Source organism: Sphaerisporangium sp. NPDC088356, assembly GCF_040685555.1.
In the GTDB taxonomy this organism is placed as follows: Bacteria; Actinomycetota; Actinomycetes; order Streptosporangiales; family Streptosporangiaceae; genus Sphaerisporangium.
Genome location: NZ_JBFBIK010000020.1, coordinates 6526 through 23825, shown reverse-complemented (window position 1 = coordinate 23825; position 17300 = coordinate 6526). Strand labels below are relative to the sequence as shown.

18 protein-coding genes and 1 tRNA gene are annotated in these 17300 nt (G+C 70.9%); 8 read left to right on the top strand and 11 right to left on the bottom strand.

Features of this window, described 5'->3' with window-relative positions; genetic code table 11:
• Positions 1–12: 12 nt before the first annotated feature.
• Positions 13–1191 (top strand): acyl-CoA dehydrogenase family protein, encoded by a 1179-nt coding sequence (locus tag AB0O34_RS10555; protein WP_363914870.1) that lies wholly within the window; start codon positions 13–15, stop codon positions 1189–1191.
• Positions 1188–2273 carry an acyl-CoA dehydrogenase family protein gene (locus AB0O34_RS10550; protein ID WP_363914868.1) on the top strand — a complete coding sequence of 362 codons (1086 nt, stop codon included), beginning with the start codon at positions 1188–1190 and terminating at the stop codon, positions 2271–2273. Before AB0O34_RS10555 ends, AB0O34_RS10550 begins: the two co-directional genes overlap by 4 nt.
• A gap of 28 nt (positions 2274–2301) precedes the next feature.
• On the opposite strand, the gene AB0O34_RS10545 is transcribed toward AB0O34_RS10550, so the two are convergent.
• On the bottom strand, positions 2302–2847 hold the full coding sequence (locus AB0O34_RS10545) for a TetR/AcrR family transcriptional regulator (RefSeq protein WP_363914966.1): 546 nt from the start codon (positions 2845–2847) through the stop codon (positions 2302–2304).
• 319 nt (positions 2848–3166) lie between these two features.
• Between AB0O34_RS10545 and AB0O34_RS10540 the strand changes: the two genes are divergently transcribed.
• Positions 3167–3931, top strand: coding sequence for a nuclease-related domain-containing protein (locus tag AB0O34_RS10540; protein WP_363914866.1), 765 nt, complete (start codon positions 3167–3169; stop codon positions 3929–3931).
• 5 nt (positions 3932–3936) lie between these two features.
• On the opposite strand, the gene AB0O34_RS10535 is transcribed toward AB0O34_RS10540, so the two are convergent.
• Both AB0O34_RS10535 and AB0O34_RS10530 read right to left on the bottom strand, forming a co-directional pair.
• A complete protein-coding gene (locus AB0O34_RS10535; protein WP_363914864.1) occupies positions 3937–5313 on the bottom strand; it encodes a VWA domain-containing protein in 1377 nt (458 codons plus the stop codon).
• A 95-nt stretch (positions 5314–5408) separates the two neighbouring features.
• Complete coding sequence (locus tag AB0O34_RS10530; RefSeq protein ID WP_363914862.1) at positions 5409–6278, bottom strand: MoxR family ATPase; 870 nt, start codon at positions 6276–6278, stop codon at positions 5409–5411.
• A gap of 93 nt (positions 6279–6371) precedes the next feature.
• Between AB0O34_RS10530 and AB0O34_RS10525 the strand changes: the two genes are divergently transcribed.
• Positions 6372–6448, top strand: a tRNA-Lys gene (locus tag AB0O34_RS10525).
• Between the two features lie 83 nt (positions 6449–6531).
• On the opposite strand, the gene AB0O34_RS10520 is transcribed toward AB0O34_RS10525, so the two are convergent.
• Genes AB0O34_RS10520 through AB0O34_RS10500 form a run of 5 tightly spaced genes read right to left on the bottom strand, consistent with a single transcriptional unit; the run spans position 6532 to position 10457 of the window.
• Positions 6532–7296: an alpha/beta hydrolase gene (locus AB0O34_RS10520; RefSeq protein WP_363914860.1), complete on the bottom strand. Its 765-nt coding sequence runs from the start codon at positions 7294–7296 to the stop codon at positions 6532–6534.
• 57 nt (positions 7297–7353) lie between these two features.
• Positions 7354–8385 carry an ABC transporter ATP-binding protein gene (locus tag AB0O34_RS10515; protein ID WP_363914858.1) on the bottom strand — a complete coding sequence of 344 codons (1032 nt, stop codon included), beginning with the start codon at positions 8383–8385 and terminating at the stop codon, positions 7354–7356.
• Entirely contained in the window at positions 8382–9230 is an 849-nt protein-coding gene (locus tag AB0O34_RS10510) for an ABC transporter permease (protein ID WP_363914856.1), read from the bottom strand. Before AB0O34_RS10510 ends, AB0O34_RS10515 begins: the two co-directional genes overlap by 4 nt.
• A gap of 5 nt (positions 9231–9235) precedes the next feature.
• A complete protein-coding gene (gene modA / locus AB0O34_RS10505) occupies positions 9236–10039 on the bottom strand; it encodes a molybdate ABC transporter substrate-binding protein (RefSeq protein ID WP_363914854.1) in 804 nt (267 codons plus the stop codon).
• A 7-nt stretch (positions 10040–10046) separates the two neighbouring features.
• Positions 10047–10457, bottom strand: coding sequence for a helix-turn-helix transcriptional regulator (locus tag AB0O34_RS10500; protein WP_363914852.1), 411 nt, complete (start codon positions 10455–10457; stop codon positions 10047–10049).
• 93 nt (positions 10458–10550) lie between these two features.
• Here AB0O34_RS10500 and AB0O34_RS10495 point away from each other — a divergent pair, with 93 nt between their 5' ends.
• Positions 10551–10682 carry a hypothetical protein gene (locus tag AB0O34_RS10495; RefSeq protein WP_363914850.1) on the top strand — a complete coding sequence of 44 codons (132 nt, stop codon included), beginning with the start codon at positions 10551–10553 and terminating at the stop codon, positions 10680–10682.
• A 117-nt stretch (positions 10683–10799) separates the two neighbouring features.
• Positions 10800–12062 (top strand): alpha/beta fold hydrolase, encoded by a 1263-nt coding sequence (locus tag AB0O34_RS10490; RefSeq protein WP_363914848.1) that lies wholly within the window; start codon positions 10800–10802, stop codon positions 12060–12062.
• 15 nt (positions 12063–12077) lie between these two features.
• On the opposite strand, the gene AB0O34_RS10485 is transcribed toward AB0O34_RS10490, so the two are convergent.
• The 3 genes from AB0O34_RS10485 to AB0O34_RS10475 form a co-directional block, all read right to left on the bottom strand.
• Positions 12078–12629, bottom strand: coding sequence for a hypothetical protein (locus tag AB0O34_RS10485; protein ID WP_363914846.1), 552 nt, complete (start codon positions 12627–12629; stop codon positions 12078–12080).
• Positions 12626–14254, bottom strand: coding sequence for a PHP domain-containing protein (locus AB0O34_RS10480; RefSeq protein WP_363914844.1), 1629 nt, complete (start codon positions 14252–14254; stop codon positions 12626–12628). The genes AB0O34_RS10485 and AB0O34_RS10480 overlap by 4 nt, the downstream gene beginning before the upstream one ends.
• Before the next feature lie 267 nt (positions 14255–14521).
• Positions 14522–15022, bottom strand: coding sequence for a TetR/AcrR family transcriptional regulator (locus AB0O34_RS10475; protein ID WP_363914842.1), 501 nt, complete (start codon positions 15020–15022; stop codon positions 14522–14524).
• A 119-nt stretch (positions 15023–15141) separates the two neighbouring features.
• Here AB0O34_RS10475 and AB0O34_RS10470 point away from each other — a divergent pair, with 119 nt between their 5' ends.
• On the top strand, positions 15142–16029 hold the full coding sequence (locus AB0O34_RS10470) for a 5'/3'-nucleotidase SurE (protein WP_363914840.1): 888 nt from the start codon (positions 15142–15144) through the stop codon (positions 16027–16029).
• 753 nt (positions 16030–16782) lie between these two features.
• Positions 16783–17300: cellulose binding domain-containing protein (locus AB0O34_RS10465; protein WP_363914838.1), on the top strand; the 518-nt coding region annotated here is incomplete at its 3' end.

Sequence of the window (17300 nt, the reverse complement as noted above, 5' to 3'; positions counted from 1 at the left end):
AAGGGATATTTCGTGACAGTGGATGAGGCGGCGCTCCAGGAGCGGGCTCGCGCGTTCCTGGCGGACCACGATCCGGCGGCGATGGAACCGCTCGACTTCCTGCGGGCGCGGTTCGACGCCGGGCTGGCCTGGGTGCACTTCCCGGAGGGCCTGGGAGGGCTGGGCGCGCCCCGGGGCCTGCAGAGCATCGTGGAGCAGGAGCTTTCCGACACCCCGCAGATCGACATCGGCAAGCTGACCATCGGCCTCGGCATGGCGGCCCCCACGATCCTCGTCTTCGGCACCGAGGAGCAGAAGAAGCGGTTCCTGCGGCCACTGTGGACGGGCGAGGAGGTCTGGTGCCAGCTCTTCAGCGAGCCGGGCGCAGGCTCTGATCTCGCCACCCTCGCCACCAGGGCCGTGAGGGACGGGGACGAGTGGGTCGTGGACGGGCAGAAGGTGTGGACCTCCGGGGCACACCACTCCCGCTGGGCCATCCTCGTCGCCCGCACCGATCCTGACGTGCCCAAGCACAGCGGCCTGACGTACTTCGTCTGCGACATGCACGCGCCCGGCGTCGAGGTACGGCCGCTGCGCCAGATCACCGGCGAGGCCGAGTTCAACGAGGTCTTCCTCACCGGCGTGCGGCTGCCCGACTCGCTCCGGCTGGGCGAGGTGGGCGACGGCTGGAGAGTGGCCCAGACCACGCTCATGAACGAGCGGGTCGCCATCGGCGGCTCGCCGGTACGGCGCGGCGGTGGCGTGATCGGCCTGGTCGCCGAGACCTGGCGGCAGCGTCCCGAGCTGCGCACCCACGACCTGCACCAGCGCCTCCTGCGGCTGTGGGTGGAGACCGAGGTGACCCGGCTCGCCGGGGTACGGCTGCGCGAGCAGCTCGCCGCCGGAGCGCCGGGGCCCGAGGGGTCGGGGATGAAGCTGGCCTTCGCCCGCCTGAACCAGGCGCTGTCGGGGCTCGACGTGGAGATGCGCCGCGAGGAGGGGCTGGCGTACGACGACTGGTCCTTCCGCCGGTCGGACTCCGTCGACTTCTTCGGCCGGGGGCCGGGCTACCGCTACCTGCGGGCCAAGGGCAACTCCATCGAGGGCGGCACCTCGGAGATCCTGCGCAACATCATCGCCGAGCGCGTGCTCGGCCTGCCCTCCGAACCGCGCGTCGACAAGAACGTCCCCTGGAAGGACCTCCCCCGATGACCCTCCTGTATTCCGAGATCGAGGAGGAGCTGCGCGCGGCGGTCCGCGACCTGCTGGCCGACAGGTGCCCTCCTGCCACGGTGCTCGCCAGGATCGAGAGCGCCTCGCCGTACGACGCCGACCTGTGGAAGGCCCTGGCCCGGGACATCGGGGCGGCCGGGCTGCTGATCCCCGAGGACCTCGGCGGCGCGGGCGCGTCGGCGCGGGAGGCGGCGGTCGTGCTGGAGGAGCTCGGCCGCGCGGTCACGCCCGTACCCTTCCTGACCAGTGCCGTCCTCGCGACGCAGGCTCTGCTTGAGGCGGGCACGGATGCCGCCCGCGAGCTTCTCACGGCGCTGGCCGGCGGTGAGACCACGGCGGCGCTCGCGGTGTCGTTCGCCGCCTCGCCGTACTCACCGACGGCTCCCGTGGGGGTCACCGCCGAGGGCGGGACGGTGAACGGGCGCGTCGCCGCCGTCGCCGGCGCGGATGTCTCGGACGTGCTGATCGTCCCGGCCTCCGGGGCGCTCTACGCCGTCGACGCCGCCGGCGCGACCATCGAGCCGATCGTGTCGCTCGACCTCACCCGGCCGATCTCGGCCGTGACCTTCACCGGCGCGCCGGCCCGTCAGATCTCCGCCGGCCTCGCGCCGCTGCGCGCGGCTCTGGCCCTCGGCGCCGGGCTCCTCGCGTCCGAGCAGCTCGGCGTGGCGGAGTGGTGCCTCACCACGACGGTGGCCTACGTGAAGGAACGTCACCAGTTCGCCCGTCCCGTGGGCTCGTTCCAGGCGCTGAAGCACCGGCTCGCCGACCTCTGGATGGAGATCGTCCAGGCCAGGGCCGCCGCGCGGAACGCCGCCGACGCGCTCGCGTCGGGTACGGACGCAGCCACCGCCGTGGCGGTCGCGCAGGCGTGGTGCGGGACGGTCGCCGTGCGCGCGGCGGAGGAATGCCTGCAGCTGCACGGTGGAATCGGGATGACCTGGGAGCACCCAGTGCATCTCTACCTCAAGCGCGCCAAGGCCGACGAGATCGCGCTCGGCACGCCGGGCGACCACCGCGACGCGCTCGCGCGGCTCGCCGACCTCCCCGGCCCGCTCTGACGGGCGGCTCGGGTCGCGGGCCCTGTCGTCAGGGCCGTAGCGAGGCGAGGAGCAGGTCGGCGAAGTGCTGCCCGACGGCGGTCCCCGAAAGGCGGCCGTCGGTGTGGTACCACGTGCCGAGGTGGTGGACGGAGCCGAAGAAGAAGTCGACCACCAGGTCGGCCGGCACGTCGTCGCGGAACACCTTGGAGCGCTGCCCCTCGACCAGCAGGTCGCGGAAGCGCTCGTGGTAGCGGCGGCGTTCCGCCCGCACGGCCTTCTGGGTCTCCGGGGCGAGCTGGTGCATCGACCGGAAGAAGATCTTGGAGTCGTCGAGGTTCTCCACGGTGGTGGCGATCACGTCGACGGCGGCGGCGTGCACGCGGTCGGCGACCGGGCCGGGCGCGTCCGCGAACCTGTCGAGCCGCTCGATCTGCATGCGCAGCACGCGGGCGTAGATCTCGCGGAGCAGGTCGTCCTTGGAGTCGAAGTAGTGGTACATCGCGCCCTTGGTGACCCCGGCCGCGGCGACGATCTCCTGCACCGACGTGCTCTCGAAGCCCTTGTCCGCGAACAGGCGGGTGGCCTCGGCCATCAGCCTCTGCCGCACCGGCTCGTCCTTGGCCGCAGACGCCTTGGCGGGCCTGTCGTCGCTCGTGGTGACCGGTTCCCGGACCCTGCTGCGCGCCATCACGCACGCCTCCCCTGAATGTCGATGCCCTAGCATACCGACTGGTCGGTTAACGGGCTGTGACATCCGTATTCCCGCGTGCTCAGTTACGCCGTCCCGCCAAGATTCACCACGCCCGCTCTGTGTCGCGGGTGGGTTAATTCCGTAACCTTAGGAAAGCTGGAGCCCCTAGTTGGGTATTCCACAAGGTAATCGACTGAGCCCGAAATCGTGGGGGTTTCCGGTGCCCAATGGGTCCATCTACGTGCCGCAGGACGACAAGTTCAAGTGGGGCTCACCCTCGGTGATGTACGAGCTCCGCTGGCGCGAGACCAGGAGCGAGCGCCGCCGCAGGCGCCACATCATGGCAGGGGTGGGCTTCGTCCTCATCACCGCCCTCGCGTTCTACCGCTCGTTCCCGCTGCCGTTCCTGATCGGGCTCGCCGGAGGCGGCGCCATCTGGGTGGCGGACGCGTTCATCTCCTGGCGCATGTTCGAGTCCACGGCCGTCTGGCGCGGCAAGCGGAGCGGCGCGACCAGGACCGGGCGGCTGTTACGCCGAGGCCTCGGCAAGCACGGCTACCGCGTGCTCGACGGCCGGGCCGTACCCGGAAAGGCCTCCATCGACCACCTGGTCATCGGCCCCGGCGGGGTGTGGATCGTCGACAACGAGGCCTGGCCCCCCGACACCTACATCGCGGCGTACGGCGGCAAGCTGTTCTTCGGCGAGCGGTCGGGCACGTCGGTCGCGAAGGGCCTCGTGGACGCCGCCACGGCCATGAGCGAGCTGCTGTCGCGCGAGTCCGGCATTCCGGTGGAGATCGCGCCTCTGCTCGTCGTGCACGGCGGGCATGTGAAGACCGCCGTCGTGAGCGCCGAAGGGCTGACGCTGTTCCTGCCCCGCAAGGCGGCCAAGTGGATCCTGGGCGACGCGTACGCCGAGCTGACCGAGGAGCAGGTGGAGGTGCTCGCCCGTACGGCCGCGCGCATCCTGCGGCGCATGAACTGACGCCGCTAGGCCAGCTCCTCGATGAAGGCGGCGAGCTGGGCGACGTTGCGGCACTCGTGCATCGCGACCACGCCTCCGTACGAGGTCGCGACCGAGTCTCCGGTGTCCCACTGCGCACGCGGCTCGGGGTTGAGCCAGTACGCGTGCCGGGCGTCGCCCGCGAGGCGCCTCAACGTCGCCAGCGCGGGCGGCTGGTAGTTCGAGCGGGCGTCCCCGAGGATCAGCAGCGAGGTCTTCGGGCCGATGGCCTCGCCGTACTTCTCGGCGAACGTCTCGAACGAGTGCCCGTAGTCGCTGCGGCCGAAGCGGGTGATGTCGGCCTCCTCGGTCATCCGGGTGATCGCGTCGACGACGTCGACGCCCGGCGCGAAGAACCGCGTGATCTCGTCCACCGTGTCCACGAAGGCGAACGCGCGCACCTTGGCGAACTGCTCGCGCAGCGCGTACGTCAGCAGCAGGGTGAAGTGGGAGAACGTGGACACCGAGTCGCTGGCGTCGCACAGCACGACCAGCTCGGGCTTGTGCGGGCGGCGCGGCCTCATGTGGGTGACCATCGGCACGCCGCCCGTGCTCAGCGAGGCCCTGACCGTGCGGCGGAAGTCCAGCCGGCCCCGGTGGCCGAGCCGCTGCCTGATCGTCAGGCGGGTGGCGAGGCGCCGTGCCAGCGGGTGGACCTCGCGCCGCAGCGTCGCCAGGTCGGCCTTGGTGATCCGCAGGAAGTCGATCTGGTCGACGGGCGGCTTCACGGCCGACCGCGCGATCTTCTCCACCCCGGAGTCCTCGGCGATCCGCCTGCGCACGTCCGAGGCGACGGCGGTCTCGAACCCGGCGATGTTGTCGGTCAGCCGGCGGCGGGCGACCGTCTCCGGCAACCCTCCGCGCTCCTGGCCGAGCACCTCGTTGAGCATCCTGGCCATCAGCGTGCCGGGGGACAGGGCGCGGAGCACGGAGTAAGAGAACCAGTTCTGGCGGCCGGCCGCGGCGGGCTGACGGCCGAACCGTTCGACCATCGCCCGCACGAACTCGCCGAAGGCGGGGTCGCCCATGGGGCCCGCGTCGTTGAGCAGCAGTTCAGCAAGCCTGTCCCGTAGTTCTGAGACCTCTGCGTGCTCAAGGTCCGGGTCGTCCGGGCCCACCGTGCGCAGGCCGCGCAGGGCGCTGGTCACGGGCGGGAACCACAGGTCGAAGAGCGTGTCGAAGCCGGGCCGGTGCGCGGGGCGCTTGACGAGCGTGGCGGCGTACGCCGCGCGGAGCGTCTCCCGCTCGGTCAGGTCGATCACTTCGAGCGCGCGGGCGGCGTCCAGCCCCTCGGCCAGCGACACCGGCAGCCCGGCCCGGCGCAGCGCCTCCACGAACCCCACATGCCTGTCGAGCAGCGACATCGCCCGCCTGCCTCCTCCCGCGGTTCTTCTTGCCACCCGGCCGACGGTCCCCCGCCGTCACCGGGTCTTGTCACGGACCTTGTCGCCGGGTCTTGTCACCGGGCCGATGGCAACCCGAGCTCCTTGACCGCCCGCGCCTGGTCGGACGCGTGCTTCAGCACCACACCCAGCGTGCCCGCGGTCGTGGCCTCGTCCAGGTCGGTACGCCCGAGCGCGATGAGCGTGTGGGCCCAGTCGATGGTCTCGGCGATCGAGGGGGACTTCTTCAGCTCCAGCGCGCGCAGCGTGGCGACCGTACGGGCCAGCTGCTCGGCCAGCGATGCCTCGATGCCAGGCACCTGCGCGAGCACGATGTCGCGCTCGCGCTCGGGCGAGGGATAGTCCAGGTGGAGGTACAGGCAGCGCCGCTTCAGCGCCTCCGACAGCTCGCGCGTCGCGTTCGAGGTCAGCACGACGTACGGCTTGCGCGTCGCAGCGATCGTGCCCAGCTCGGGGATCGTCACCTGGTAGTCGGAGAGGATCTCCAGCAGCAGGCCCTCGACCTCGACGTCGGCCTTGTCGGTCTCGTCGATCAGCAGCACCGTGGGCGTCGTCCGCCTGATCGCCTTCAGCAGCGGGCGCTCCAGCAGGAACTCCTCGCTGAAGATGTCGTCGTGCGTCTCCTCCCACGCCTGCTCGCCGGCGGCCTGGATCCGCAGGAGCTGCTTCTTGTAGTTCCACTCGTAGAGCGCGCGAGCCTCGTCGAGCCCTTCGTAACACTGGAGCCTGATCAGCTCGGCGCCGGTCGCCTCGGCGACGGCCTTGGCGAGCTGGGTCTTCCCCACCCCCGCCGGCCCCTCGGCCAGCAGCGGCTTGCCGAGCGCGGCGGCCAGGAAGACCGACGTGGCGATGCCGTCATCGGCGAGATAGTCCACGGCGGCGAGCCGTTCCCCGGCGTCGGCGGGCGAGGTGAACCACGACGTCATCGGCGCTCCCGTGTTTAACCCGAATGTTGTTCTAGTCTAGCCTGCCTGATCGGTGCGAAGTGGTCCACAGGGTGCGCTAATCTTGACCATGCCGCGCCGCTAGCTCAGTTGGTTAGAGCAGCTGACTCTTAATCAGCGGGTCCGGGGTTCGAGTCCCTGGCGGCGCACCACGGCTCCGGCCGATGACCTGGGCATCCTCCACTTGACGGGGGGTGCCCACAGTCATCTCCAGGCCCTGTGGGCTTCCAACGGCTCAGCCTGCGGCGGGTGTCTCGCGCAGGAAGTCGATCAGCACCGGGTTCAGCTCGTCGGGGCGTTCCATGCTGGGCAGGTGGCCTGCCCAGGGGAGTTCGAGGTGACGGGCGTCGGCGAGCTCGTCCGACAGCCGGACGGCGATCTGCCGGAAGTCCGCGATGTCGTGGCTGCTGGAGATGAGCAGGGTATGGGCGGTGATGGCGGAAAGATCGGTCTCGGCCCTGATCGGCCCGAATTCCTCGGCGGCGGCCAGTTGCACCTCGAAGGCGTGGCTCTGCATCTGGCGTACCTTCTCCCGGGTCGCCTCGTCGGCGTGGGGGCCGATGCAGGTTTCCACGTTGAGCTCGGTCGCCCCGGCGATGTCACCGGCTTCGAGCAGCGTGTCCTCGCGCTCGCCGAACGCCCTGAGCTCGGCGCTGGGCTCGTGCCCCCGAAGCGCGGTGCACAGCAGCGCCAGCGAGGTCACCCGCTTCGGCCATCGGGCCGCGATCTCCAGCGCGACCCGGCCACCACCTGACGCCCCGATCAGCGCCGCGTGCTCGATGCCGAGCAGATCCATGAGGTCTGTGACGTCCTGGGCATCGTTGTACGGCCGGTCCGGCATGGGGGTCTCGCCGAAGCCCCGCAGGTCGCAGCGGACCACGCGATGGCCGGCGTCGACCAGGGCCGCCATTTGCGGATCCCACATCCGCCGGTCGCACACCGTGGAGTGCAGCAGGACCACCGCCGGGCCGCTCCCGGCCACATCATGAGAAATAGTCATGCGGCCAACCTAGAGATCCGGCTCCCGGAGCACATCTGCATTTATCCTGACCTGTGCCTATGCCGGGTAGGCGTGGGTTTCCGTGGCCTTGACCGCGGCCCATATCCGCTGGCCGGGGGTGAGGTCCAGCTCGGCGACGGCGGCGGGCGTGATGTCGGCGGAGGCGGTGATCGGCCCGTCCAGGTGGACGCGGACGTTGTCGCCGTGCCGTTCGATGCCCTGGATGCGGGCCTGCCACAGGTTGCGCGGCGAACCGTCCGGGCGGGTCCTGTACAGGGCCACCGCGGCGGGAGAGAACGCGACGAACACCGGGCCGGACGCTTGCTCGGCGACGCTGAACAGCACCTCGCCCACCTTGACCTGCCGGTCGGCGGCGAAACCGCGATGCAGGTTGAGGCCCACCAGGCGGGCGACGTAGTCGGTGCGCGGGCGGCGGGCGACCTCGCTCGGGGTGCCCTCCTGCACGATGGCGCCGTTCTCGATGACGATCAGCCGGTCGGCGAGCACCATCGCCTCCAGCGGGTCGTGGGTGACCAGCACGGTCGCGCCGTCGAAGTCGGCCAGGTGGTGGCGGAGCTGGGCGCGGATGTCGAGCCGGGTGCGGGCGTCAAGGGCGGCCAGCGGCTCGTCCAGGAGCAGCAGGCGCGGCTCGACGGCCAGGGCGCGGGCCAGCGCCACCCGCTGCGCCTGCCCGCCGGACAGCTGCCGGGGCCTGGCGCGCGCGTGTTCGGCGAGGCCCACGCGCTCCAGCCACTCGGCCGCCCGGCGGCGCGCGTCGGGCTTGGACGCGCCGTGGCATCGCAGGCCGAAGGCCACGTTGTCCAGGGCCGACAGGTGCGGGAACAGCAGGTAGTCCTGGAAGACCATGCCGATCGGACGGCGCTCGGCCGCCAGGGTGTGCAGGGGCCCGTCATCCAGGATGATGTGCCCGTCGGACAGGCCGACGAGCCCGGCGAGGGCGCGCAGGGCGGTGGACTTGCCGGCGCCGTTGGGCCCGAGCAGGGCCACGACCTGCCCGGCGGCGACGGTGAAGCCGATGTCCAGGCGGAAGCCGGGACGGTCGACGACCAGGCGCGCGTGCAGGGTCATGGGCTGGTCGCCCACCTGTCGCGCAGGCTGGCCAGGATGATCACAGATACGGCGAGCAGCAGGAGGCTGAGGACGATCGCGGCCTCCGGCTCGGTCTCCAGGGCCAGGTAGACCGCCAGCGGCATCGTCTGGGTGCGGCCGGGGAAGTTGCCGGCGAAGGTGATGGTGGCGCCGAACTCGCCGAGCGCCCGGGCCCAGCACAGCACGGCGCCGGCCACGATGCCCGGGGCGACCAGCGGCAGGGTGACGCGGCGGAAGGTGATCCAGCGCGACGCGCCCAGGGTGGCCGCGGCCTCCTCCAGGCGCAGGTCGGCGGCGCGCAGCGCGCCCTCGACGCTGATGACCAGGAACGGCATCGCGACGAACGCCTCGGCGAGCACGACCCCGGCGGTGGTGAAGGGCAGGCTGATGCCGAAGGCCGCCTCCAGCCACTGACCCACCAGACCGCGCCGCCCGAGCACCAGCAGCAGCGCGACGCCTCCGACCACCGGGGGCAGCACGAGCGGGACGGTGATCAGCGCCCGTACCAGGCGCCGGGCGGGGAAGGTGACGCGCGCCAGCAGCCAGGCCAGCGGCACACCGAGGAGCAGGCAGATCAGGGTGGCGAGGGTCGCGGTCACCAGTGACAGGCGCAGCGCCTCCAGCACCTGCGGCTCGGCCAGCCGCTCGGCCAGCGTGGACCAGGGAGCGCGGATGAGCAACCCGGCCAGGGGGAGCACCAGGAAGACCATGCCGAGCGCGGCGGGCGCGACCAGCGCCCAGGGGATGCGGCCCGCCACGACGCCCGCCGGGCCGGGGCCGCGCCGCGCGCCGCCCCGGCCGGTCGACGACGCGGACGGTGTCATGCCGGTCAGGGGCCCTCGAAGCCGGCCTTGGTCAGCACGTCCCTGCCCGGGGACGACAGGATCAGGTCGACGAACTGCTTGGCCAGGTCGGGCGCGGGGGCCTTGGACAGGGCGGCGATCGGATAGTCGTTGATCGCCTTGTCGGCCTCGGGGAAGGCGATGCCGGTGACCTTGCCCCCGGCCGCCAGCACGTCGGTCTTGTAGACCAGCGCGGCGTCGACCTCGCCGAGTTCGACCTTGGTCAGGGTGGCCTTGACGTCCTGCTCGTAGGTGACCGGGGTGACCTTCAGCCCCGCCGCGTCCAGGGCCTTGACCGCTGCGGCGCCGCAGGGCACCTGCTCGGCGCACAGGGCGACCTTGACCTTGGCGTCGGACAGGTCCTTCAGCTCGTCCACCTTGGCCGGATTGTCGGGCGGGACGGCGATCTGGAGCTTGTTGCGCACGAACGTCGTCGGAGCGGTGGCCGCCGACGCGTCGGTGACGGTCTTCATCGTGGCGGGGCTGGCGGCGGCGAACACGTCCGCCGGGGCGCCCTGGGTGATCTGCTGGGCCAGGGTGGCGCTGGATCCGAAGTTGAACTTCACCGACGTGCCCGGGTGGGCGGCCTCGAACGTCTTGCCCAGCTCGGTGAAGGTCCCGGTCAGCGAGGCGGCGGCGAACACCGTCAGCGTCGTGGCCCCACTGGAGCCGGAGGAGGAAGCGGTCGCGGGGGTGGCCGGGTCGCTGGAGCCGCATCCGGCGAGGCCGGCGGCGAGTGCGAGGGCGAGGGGGAGCGCGGCGGCCCGCAGGGAAACACGCCTGAACAACAAGTGCTCCTTACTGACTCGCTGTGCGAGCGTGGTCGGGGATCTCCACGACGACGTTGGTGGACTTGATCACGGCGACCGCCACCACTCCCGGCTCCAGACCCAGCTCGTCCACGGCCTGACGGCTCATCAGCGAGACCACGCGGTACGGCCCGGCGGCGATCTCCACCTGGGCCATCACCGCGTCCTTGATCACCTCGGTCACGATCCCGCGGAAACGGTTGCGCGCCGAGGACTGGCCGGAGCCGTTCACGACCTCGACCTGGGAGCGCGCGAACGCGGCCAGATCGGTGCCGTCAACCATGCGGTGGCCGTGCTCGTCCCGCTGGGCTGTGAGCCGTCCGGCGTCGACCCACCGCCGGACCGTGTCGGGGCTGACCCCGAGCAGAGCGGCCGCCTCGCTGATCCGAAACGTCGTCACAAGCAATCACCATACCTTCGCATATTCCGGCGTGACTACCGGTCTGGCTTCGCAATCGCGCGGCAATCTACCGGGATCACGTCGCACCTGAGAGTGCTCGACCGCGCCCTGCGCCGTCGATGCGTCAGCGCGCTGCTCGACCCCGAGATCACCCCCGCCGAACCGCGCGTCCAGCTCGAAGGCATCGTCGCGGCCTTCACCAGCGTTACCCTGGCGCCACGCTGACCGTCACTCGCGTACGAGCGTGTGCTTCCCGGGCGCCGGCCGCTACACCTTGTCCACGGCGCGCGGGCGGGGCTGTGACAAGCTGGGCAGTTCTGGACGGCCGAGGGAAGGAAGCGCATGATCCACCTGCCGGGGATGGCGGTCACCGATCACCACTTCAGCGTTCCGCTGGACCACGGCGCCCCGGAGGGCGGTCCGGAGATCACGGTGTTCGCCCGCGAGGTCGTGGACCCTGGCCGGGTCGGCGACGACCTGCCCTGGCTGCTCTTCCTGCAGGGCGGCCCCGGCGGCAAGTCACCCCGTCCGGTGCGGGCGGACGGATGGCTGGCCCACGCGCTGCGCACGCATCGCGTCCTGCTGCTCGACCAGCGGGGAACCGGCCGCAGCACCCCCGTCACGGCCGCGACGGCCGCGCGTCTGGGTGAGGGGCTGGCTCCGTACCTGCGGCACTTCCGCGCCGACTCCATCGTGGCCGACGCCGAGCTGATCCGCCGGCGGCTGTCGAAGGACCGCCCGTGGGACACGCTCGGGCAGAGCTACGGCGGCTTCCTGACCCTGACGTACCTCTCTCGGGCACCCGAAGGCCTGCGCGCCTGCTACGTGACCGGCGGCCTCGCCGGGCTCACCGCGACCGCCGACGAGGTGTACGCGCGCACGTACCCCCGGGTGAAGGACAAGGTCGCGCGCTACTACGCCCGGTATCCCGAGGACGTCGCCGCGGTGCGCGCGGTCGCCGACCACCTGGCGGCGAACGACGTGCGCCTGCCCGACGGTGACCGGCTGACCGTGCGACGGCTGCAGACCCTCGGCATGCCGCTCGGCATGGGCGACGGCGCCGAGCGGCTGCACTGGCTGTTCGAGGAGGCGTGGGACGGCCCCGCGCTCGCCGACGCGTTCCTGCGCGAGGTGATGGCGCTCACCTGCTTCGCGGACAACCCGCTGTACGGCGTGTTCCAGGAGGCCATCTACGCCCAGGGGGACGTCGCGACGGCGTGGGCGGCCGAGCGCGCCCTGCGGGACTTCCCCGAGTTCGCGCCCGACGCCGGCCCGCTGCTGTTCACCGGGGAGATGTTCTACCCCTGGATGTTCGACGAGATCGGCAGCCTGCGTCCCTTCCGCGAGGCCGCCGAGGCCCTGGCGAAGATGGACGACTGGCCGCCGCTCTACGACCCCGAGCGCCTCGCGGCCAACGAGGTGCCGGTGGCCGCGATCATCTACCACGACGACATGTACGTCGACGCGGAGCTGTCCCTGCGCACGGCCCGCTCGGTGGGCAACCTGCGCTACTGGGTCACCAACGAGTGGGAGCACGACGGCGTCCGCGCCTCGGGCGACCGCGTCCTGTCCCGCCTCATGGACCTCGCCGGAGGCCGGGTCTGAGAGGGGTCAGGTCCTTCAGCCGTGGTCGCCGCAGCACGGCGTGGGGTTCGGCACCTCGGCCGGCATGAGGCGGCCACCCAGGGAGGGCATGGTGAGCAGCGTGACACGCCCGTCGCGCCACTGCGGCCGTACGTGGTCGTTGGTCACGACGAGCGTGTCCCGCGACGGCTCCTCGGCCTGTGCCAGCACGACGACCTGGTCGATCGAGGAACCGGCCAGCAACTCGGCGACGCTGAGCGTGCCGGTCAGCTCGGTGTGGCCGGGGAACAGGACCAGCCGCCCGCCGGCTCCGGCGACGTGCTCGGCCGCCGCGAGCGCGGCGCCCTCCGCGAGGTCCTTTGGTCCGGTACGGCTGTCGCCCAGCGCGGAGCCCACGTTCTCGGGAATTCCCGAAGGAAGTGCCTGAAGGGCCAGCGAGCAGGCGACGTGCGGGGCGCCCGTCGCGGTTCGTACGAAGTGCGTGCAGCCCACGGTGCCGGCCGGAAGGCCGAGCACCTTCACCATGTCATGGAGAAGATGCTCGGCTTCTGTGACCGTCCGCGAGCCCGCGTCCAGTCCAAGGATCATCCGCGCGGCACGATCCAGATGGGGTTGCTGTAGAACCACAGGTCCTTCCAGGGGTCGGCGTCGCCGAAGACGTCGATCCGGGGACCCGCCGGGTCGACCGACGCGCCGAGCAGTCCGGCGGCGCCGCGGTTGCCGTCGGTGCCGCGCAGGCGTACGTAGACAGGGCGGTCCACGGCGCCGACCTGGTAGGTGAGCTTCACCGTGCCGGAGTTCTTGCCGACCTCGAACGACTTGACGACCTTGGTGGCCGGGGTCGTGAAGACGTCCTTGTTGGCGGCAGGTCCGGTGACGTCGCCCTGGATGACGTCCACGCGGGCCAGCGTCGGGATGAACTGCGCCCAGTTCGGCTGGTTCGCGAGCGTGATCTCGATGGAGACCTCGACCCTCGCGCCCTTGCGGACGTGCAGGGTGTCACCGAGGGACACACCGCGCTGTCCCGTGCCGGTCTGCCGGGCACGCACGACCAGGGCGCTGATCAGGCCGCCGTGGTCCACCCAGACGCGACCCTCGCGGATGCCGTCCATGACGGCCGTGTACGAGAAGTCCTTGGCGCCGACGTGGGTCCGGCTGTAGAAGCCCGGCCAGAAGTCGCCGTTCGACAGGCTCGGGGTGCCCTTGTAGATCGGGTCGCTGTGCTGGCCGTTGGCGTCGAAGGCGTCACCGGGACCGTAGGCGCTGGCGTCACCGTAGACCGTGTGCGAGTCGGAGTTGGCGGTGATCCACCAGCTCTTGCCCTCGGCGAGCAGGCTGTCCCACAGGCCGCCGACGGTCGCGGTCATCCAGTCGAAGCCGCCGAAGGTCTTGTAGCTCTCGGGCGGGTACGAGGCCCACGAGTCGGCGCCCGGGCTGTTGTCGTAGAACCCGCGCCCGGAGCCTCCGCCGTTCGGCTTGGCGATGCCCGCGGCCTGGTGGCCGGGCGCGCCTTCCATGCCCACCGCGATGCCCGGGGCGGCGTCCCGCCACGCCCGGATCTCGTGCGGGGTGTCCAGGCCCTTGCGGGCGGGGTGGTTGGCGAGGAACAGCGCGGCCTCGACACGGCGCCTCTTCACGGCGTCGGCCAGGAAGTTGAGCCCGGCGATGGCCAGGGCCTCGTTCTGCGGGGTGCTGGACGTCGCGTTCTTGACCGAGCCGTCGAAGGAGTTCTCGAACTCCTTGAGGGTGGCGAGCTCGTTGCGGCCGGGGGCCACGAAGACCGTGCCGTGCTCGGCGGCCGGGATGTTCCACTCCAGCCCCTGGAAGACCAGGGTGTCCTTGACGATCTCGCGAGCGGCGACGATGTCGGGGTTGACCTTGTCGACGCCGATCTTGGCGTGGGCGACGCTGCCGTGGTCGGTGATGACCATCCAGTCGAGCCCGTACGCGTTGGCGTGCCTGACGTGGTTGCTCACCTTGTACATGCCGTCGGAGCTGTACTGGGTGTGGATGTGGTGGTCGCCCGCGAGCCACAGGTAGCCGTCGCGCGGCTCGGAGTTGTGCTGCACACGCTGCGGGGTCGCGGCGGCGGCCTCGCCCTGCGTGCCGAGGACGCCCGCGGCGGTCAGGCCGGCGCCCAGCAGGCCCGCGCGCCGGAACATCGTGCGCCGCGAGAGCTGCCCGGGGGAGAGCTCGGCATCGGGTACCGACATGTCCACGACCGGCGACATCTCGCCCTGGTCATGGGCGTGCTCGTCGCCGTGAGAGTGGTCGTGCGGGTGAGCATGAGAGTGATCGTGAGGGTGATCGTGCCCGTGGCCCATGTCTTGCCTTTCCATCCCGCCGGAGAGATCTTGGCTCCGGCTACGCAGGCAGGTTGGCAAGAGCGGCTGAACCAGATGTGAACAGGCCAAAGCGACAGAGGGTCGAATGGCTTGCGATCGATCGGTGCAGGTGGGGCCGCTGTGACTCACACGCTCCTAGGTGGTCTCCGCCACCGCGTGGAAGAGCAGATCGGTGAGCCGTTCTTGGTACGCCGGATCGTCCACCGGACCACCGCCCGCCAGCCGCAGGAAGACGGAGCCGACGAGCAGCTCGAAGAACACCTCGGTGTCGGCCTCGGGCCTGGCCCCGCCCCGGGCGAGCGTTCCGGCGAGGTGCTCGCGCCCCGGCCACACCAGCTCGACGGAGAACCCCCTTCTGTCCCGCAGGTCCGCCATCAGGCCGACGTAGGCGGCGGCCATCTCGGGACGTCGCAACCGGGCCAGCAGCGCCCGCACCCAGGCGTGCAGGTCCGCCCGGAGATCGCCGGTGGGAGGGGGGAAGCCGCCGGACTCGGCGTGTTCGAAGAGCACATGGAGCACGATGTCGGCCTTGGACCGCCAGCGGCGGTAGATGGCGGGCCTGCTCACCCCGGCCCTGCGCGCGATCGCCTCGACGGTCATCTGCTGGTAACCGACCTCGCGCAACAATTCAGGCACCGCCCGCGATACCCGAACATTCACCTGGGGGTCACGCGGTCTTCCCTTGACATTCACGTCCATATACATTCCAAGCTGTCACGTAATGGATGTATCCAGGCAAAGGTGCGAGCCACCAAATGAGACCCATCGTGTTCAAGCGTTTCCTCATCCCCTTTCTCTTACTCGCCTCCCTGGTGGGGGCCGCCGCTCCCGCGCAGGCTAAGTCCCAGCCCTCGCTGCGGATCCTGCTCACCAACGACGACGGCTACAGCTCCTCGTCCACCCTTAGCCTCCGCCAGGCCCTGATCGCCGCGGGGCACCAGGTGACGATCGTCGCCCCGCTCACCGACTCCAGCGGGCTCGGCACCGGGCTCAACATCAAGTTCGGCACCACCCTCGAAGCGGTGGAGAGGTCCCCCGGGGTCTGGTCCGTCACGGGCAGCCCGGGCGACGCGGTCGCCTTCGGGGTGCGCGTGCTGTTCGCGAGCAACCCGCCCGACCTGGTCGTCTCCGGGCCCAACGCGGGTGAGAACGTCGCCGCGCTCGCCAACCACTCGGGCACGGTCGGCGCGGCCATCACCGCCCTCGCCGGCGGCGTCCCCGCCATCGCCTTCAGCACCGCCAGGGGCCCCTCGAACACGTTCCCGAGCGCCCCGCAGTCCATCGACTTCGCGGTCAAGGTCGTGAACAAGCTCGCCGCGACCTCCGCGTACAACGGCAAGATCCTCCCCGACCACACCGCGCTGAACGTGAACTACCCGGTCACGCCGAACGGCCAGGTCAAGTTCGCCAAGCTCGGCACGTCGCTGCCCGTCTCGACCGCCTACGCGCCCGCGCCCGACGCCTGCGCCACGTGCTACCGGATCCTGCCCCTGCCGGCGACCGCCCCGGACCCCGTGACCGACGCCGACCGCACCCTGCTCGACGCGGGCAACGTCACCATCACCGCGCTCGACGGCAGCTGGGAGGCCGGCCCGGCCGTGACCACACTCGTCCGTGTACGCCTGAACAACCTCACCCCGTAACACGCGTGCCACCGGCGTGCCCGCCCGCGCGGCGAAGCGGGGGCGGGCACGTCCGGCACCTGGGCGCGCATTCCAAAGACGTCTACGCGCGCGTTCCTGAGAGGTTTACGGGCGCGTTCCGGACAGGTTTACGCGCGCATTCCTGAGAGGTTTACGCGCGCATTCCGAACAGGAACCGGGTCACCCGCGTGCGGCGCACCAGCAGGTCGTACGCGGCGACCGTCAGGACGAGCGTGCCGAGCACGATCACGGCGTACTTGATTCCGATCGGCGCGTGCCATCCGACGACGCCGTACGCGACCGCGACTCACCACCAGGGCGCGGATCGCGTCCTGCTTGGGCCGCCGTGCCGGGCCGGCCGTCCTCGGCGGTTCAACGCCGGCCGTCGTCATGCAGCCTCCGCCTCAGCCTGTGGTCGGTGCCGCCATGCGCGGGACGACCAGTCTCGTCCCTGCCCGGCCCGGGCGCGACGCCCGCCGGATCGCGCCCGGGGCCTCCAGATGAATGTTTCATTGGACTGCGCGGCGATCCACAGGTCGGCCCGGCGCGTTTGCCAAGGCCAACGGGGGGCCGGGTGCCGCACGGCGGGCGAGGGCTTGCCGTGCGGCCATGGTCGCACGCAATCTGCTGTACATCCTCCCGAAACAACCACACCATGGGAGCGCTCCCACCGCCGCATGTCGAGCTGGGCGCTGCTTGGCCGTCTCAAGAAGGCGGCGGACCCATCAAGTTTCATAAGGGAGACAACAGACAATGGGACCCCACAAGAGTTCCTGGCGCAGAGCCGTGACGGCGGTGGCGGCATTGCTGCTCACCGCCATCGGGCTCGTCATCAGCCCGACTTCGGCCAGCGCCGCGGTGGCCTGCGATGTCACGTATACGAAGGCATGGGAAGGCGGCAACGGGTTCGGCGGGAACATCACGATCAAGAACCTGGGCGACCCGCTGACCAACTGGACGCTGACCTTCACCTTCCCGGGCAGCCAGCAGGTGACCCAGGGCTGGACCGCCGACTGGACGCAGTCCGGTGCGAACGTCACCGCGAAGAGCCTCTCGTACAACGGGAGCCAGGCGACCGGAGCCTCGTGGACCATCGGGTTCAACGGCACCTTCAGTGGCACCAACACCAACCCCACCAGCTTTGCGATCAACGGCGTGACCTGCAACGGCGGTAGCGGCACGACGCAGTCTCTGGTGGTCAGCCCGACCTCGGTGTCCGTCGCGGCGGGTAGCACGGCGACCTACGCCGTGAAGCTGGCGGCGCAGCCGAC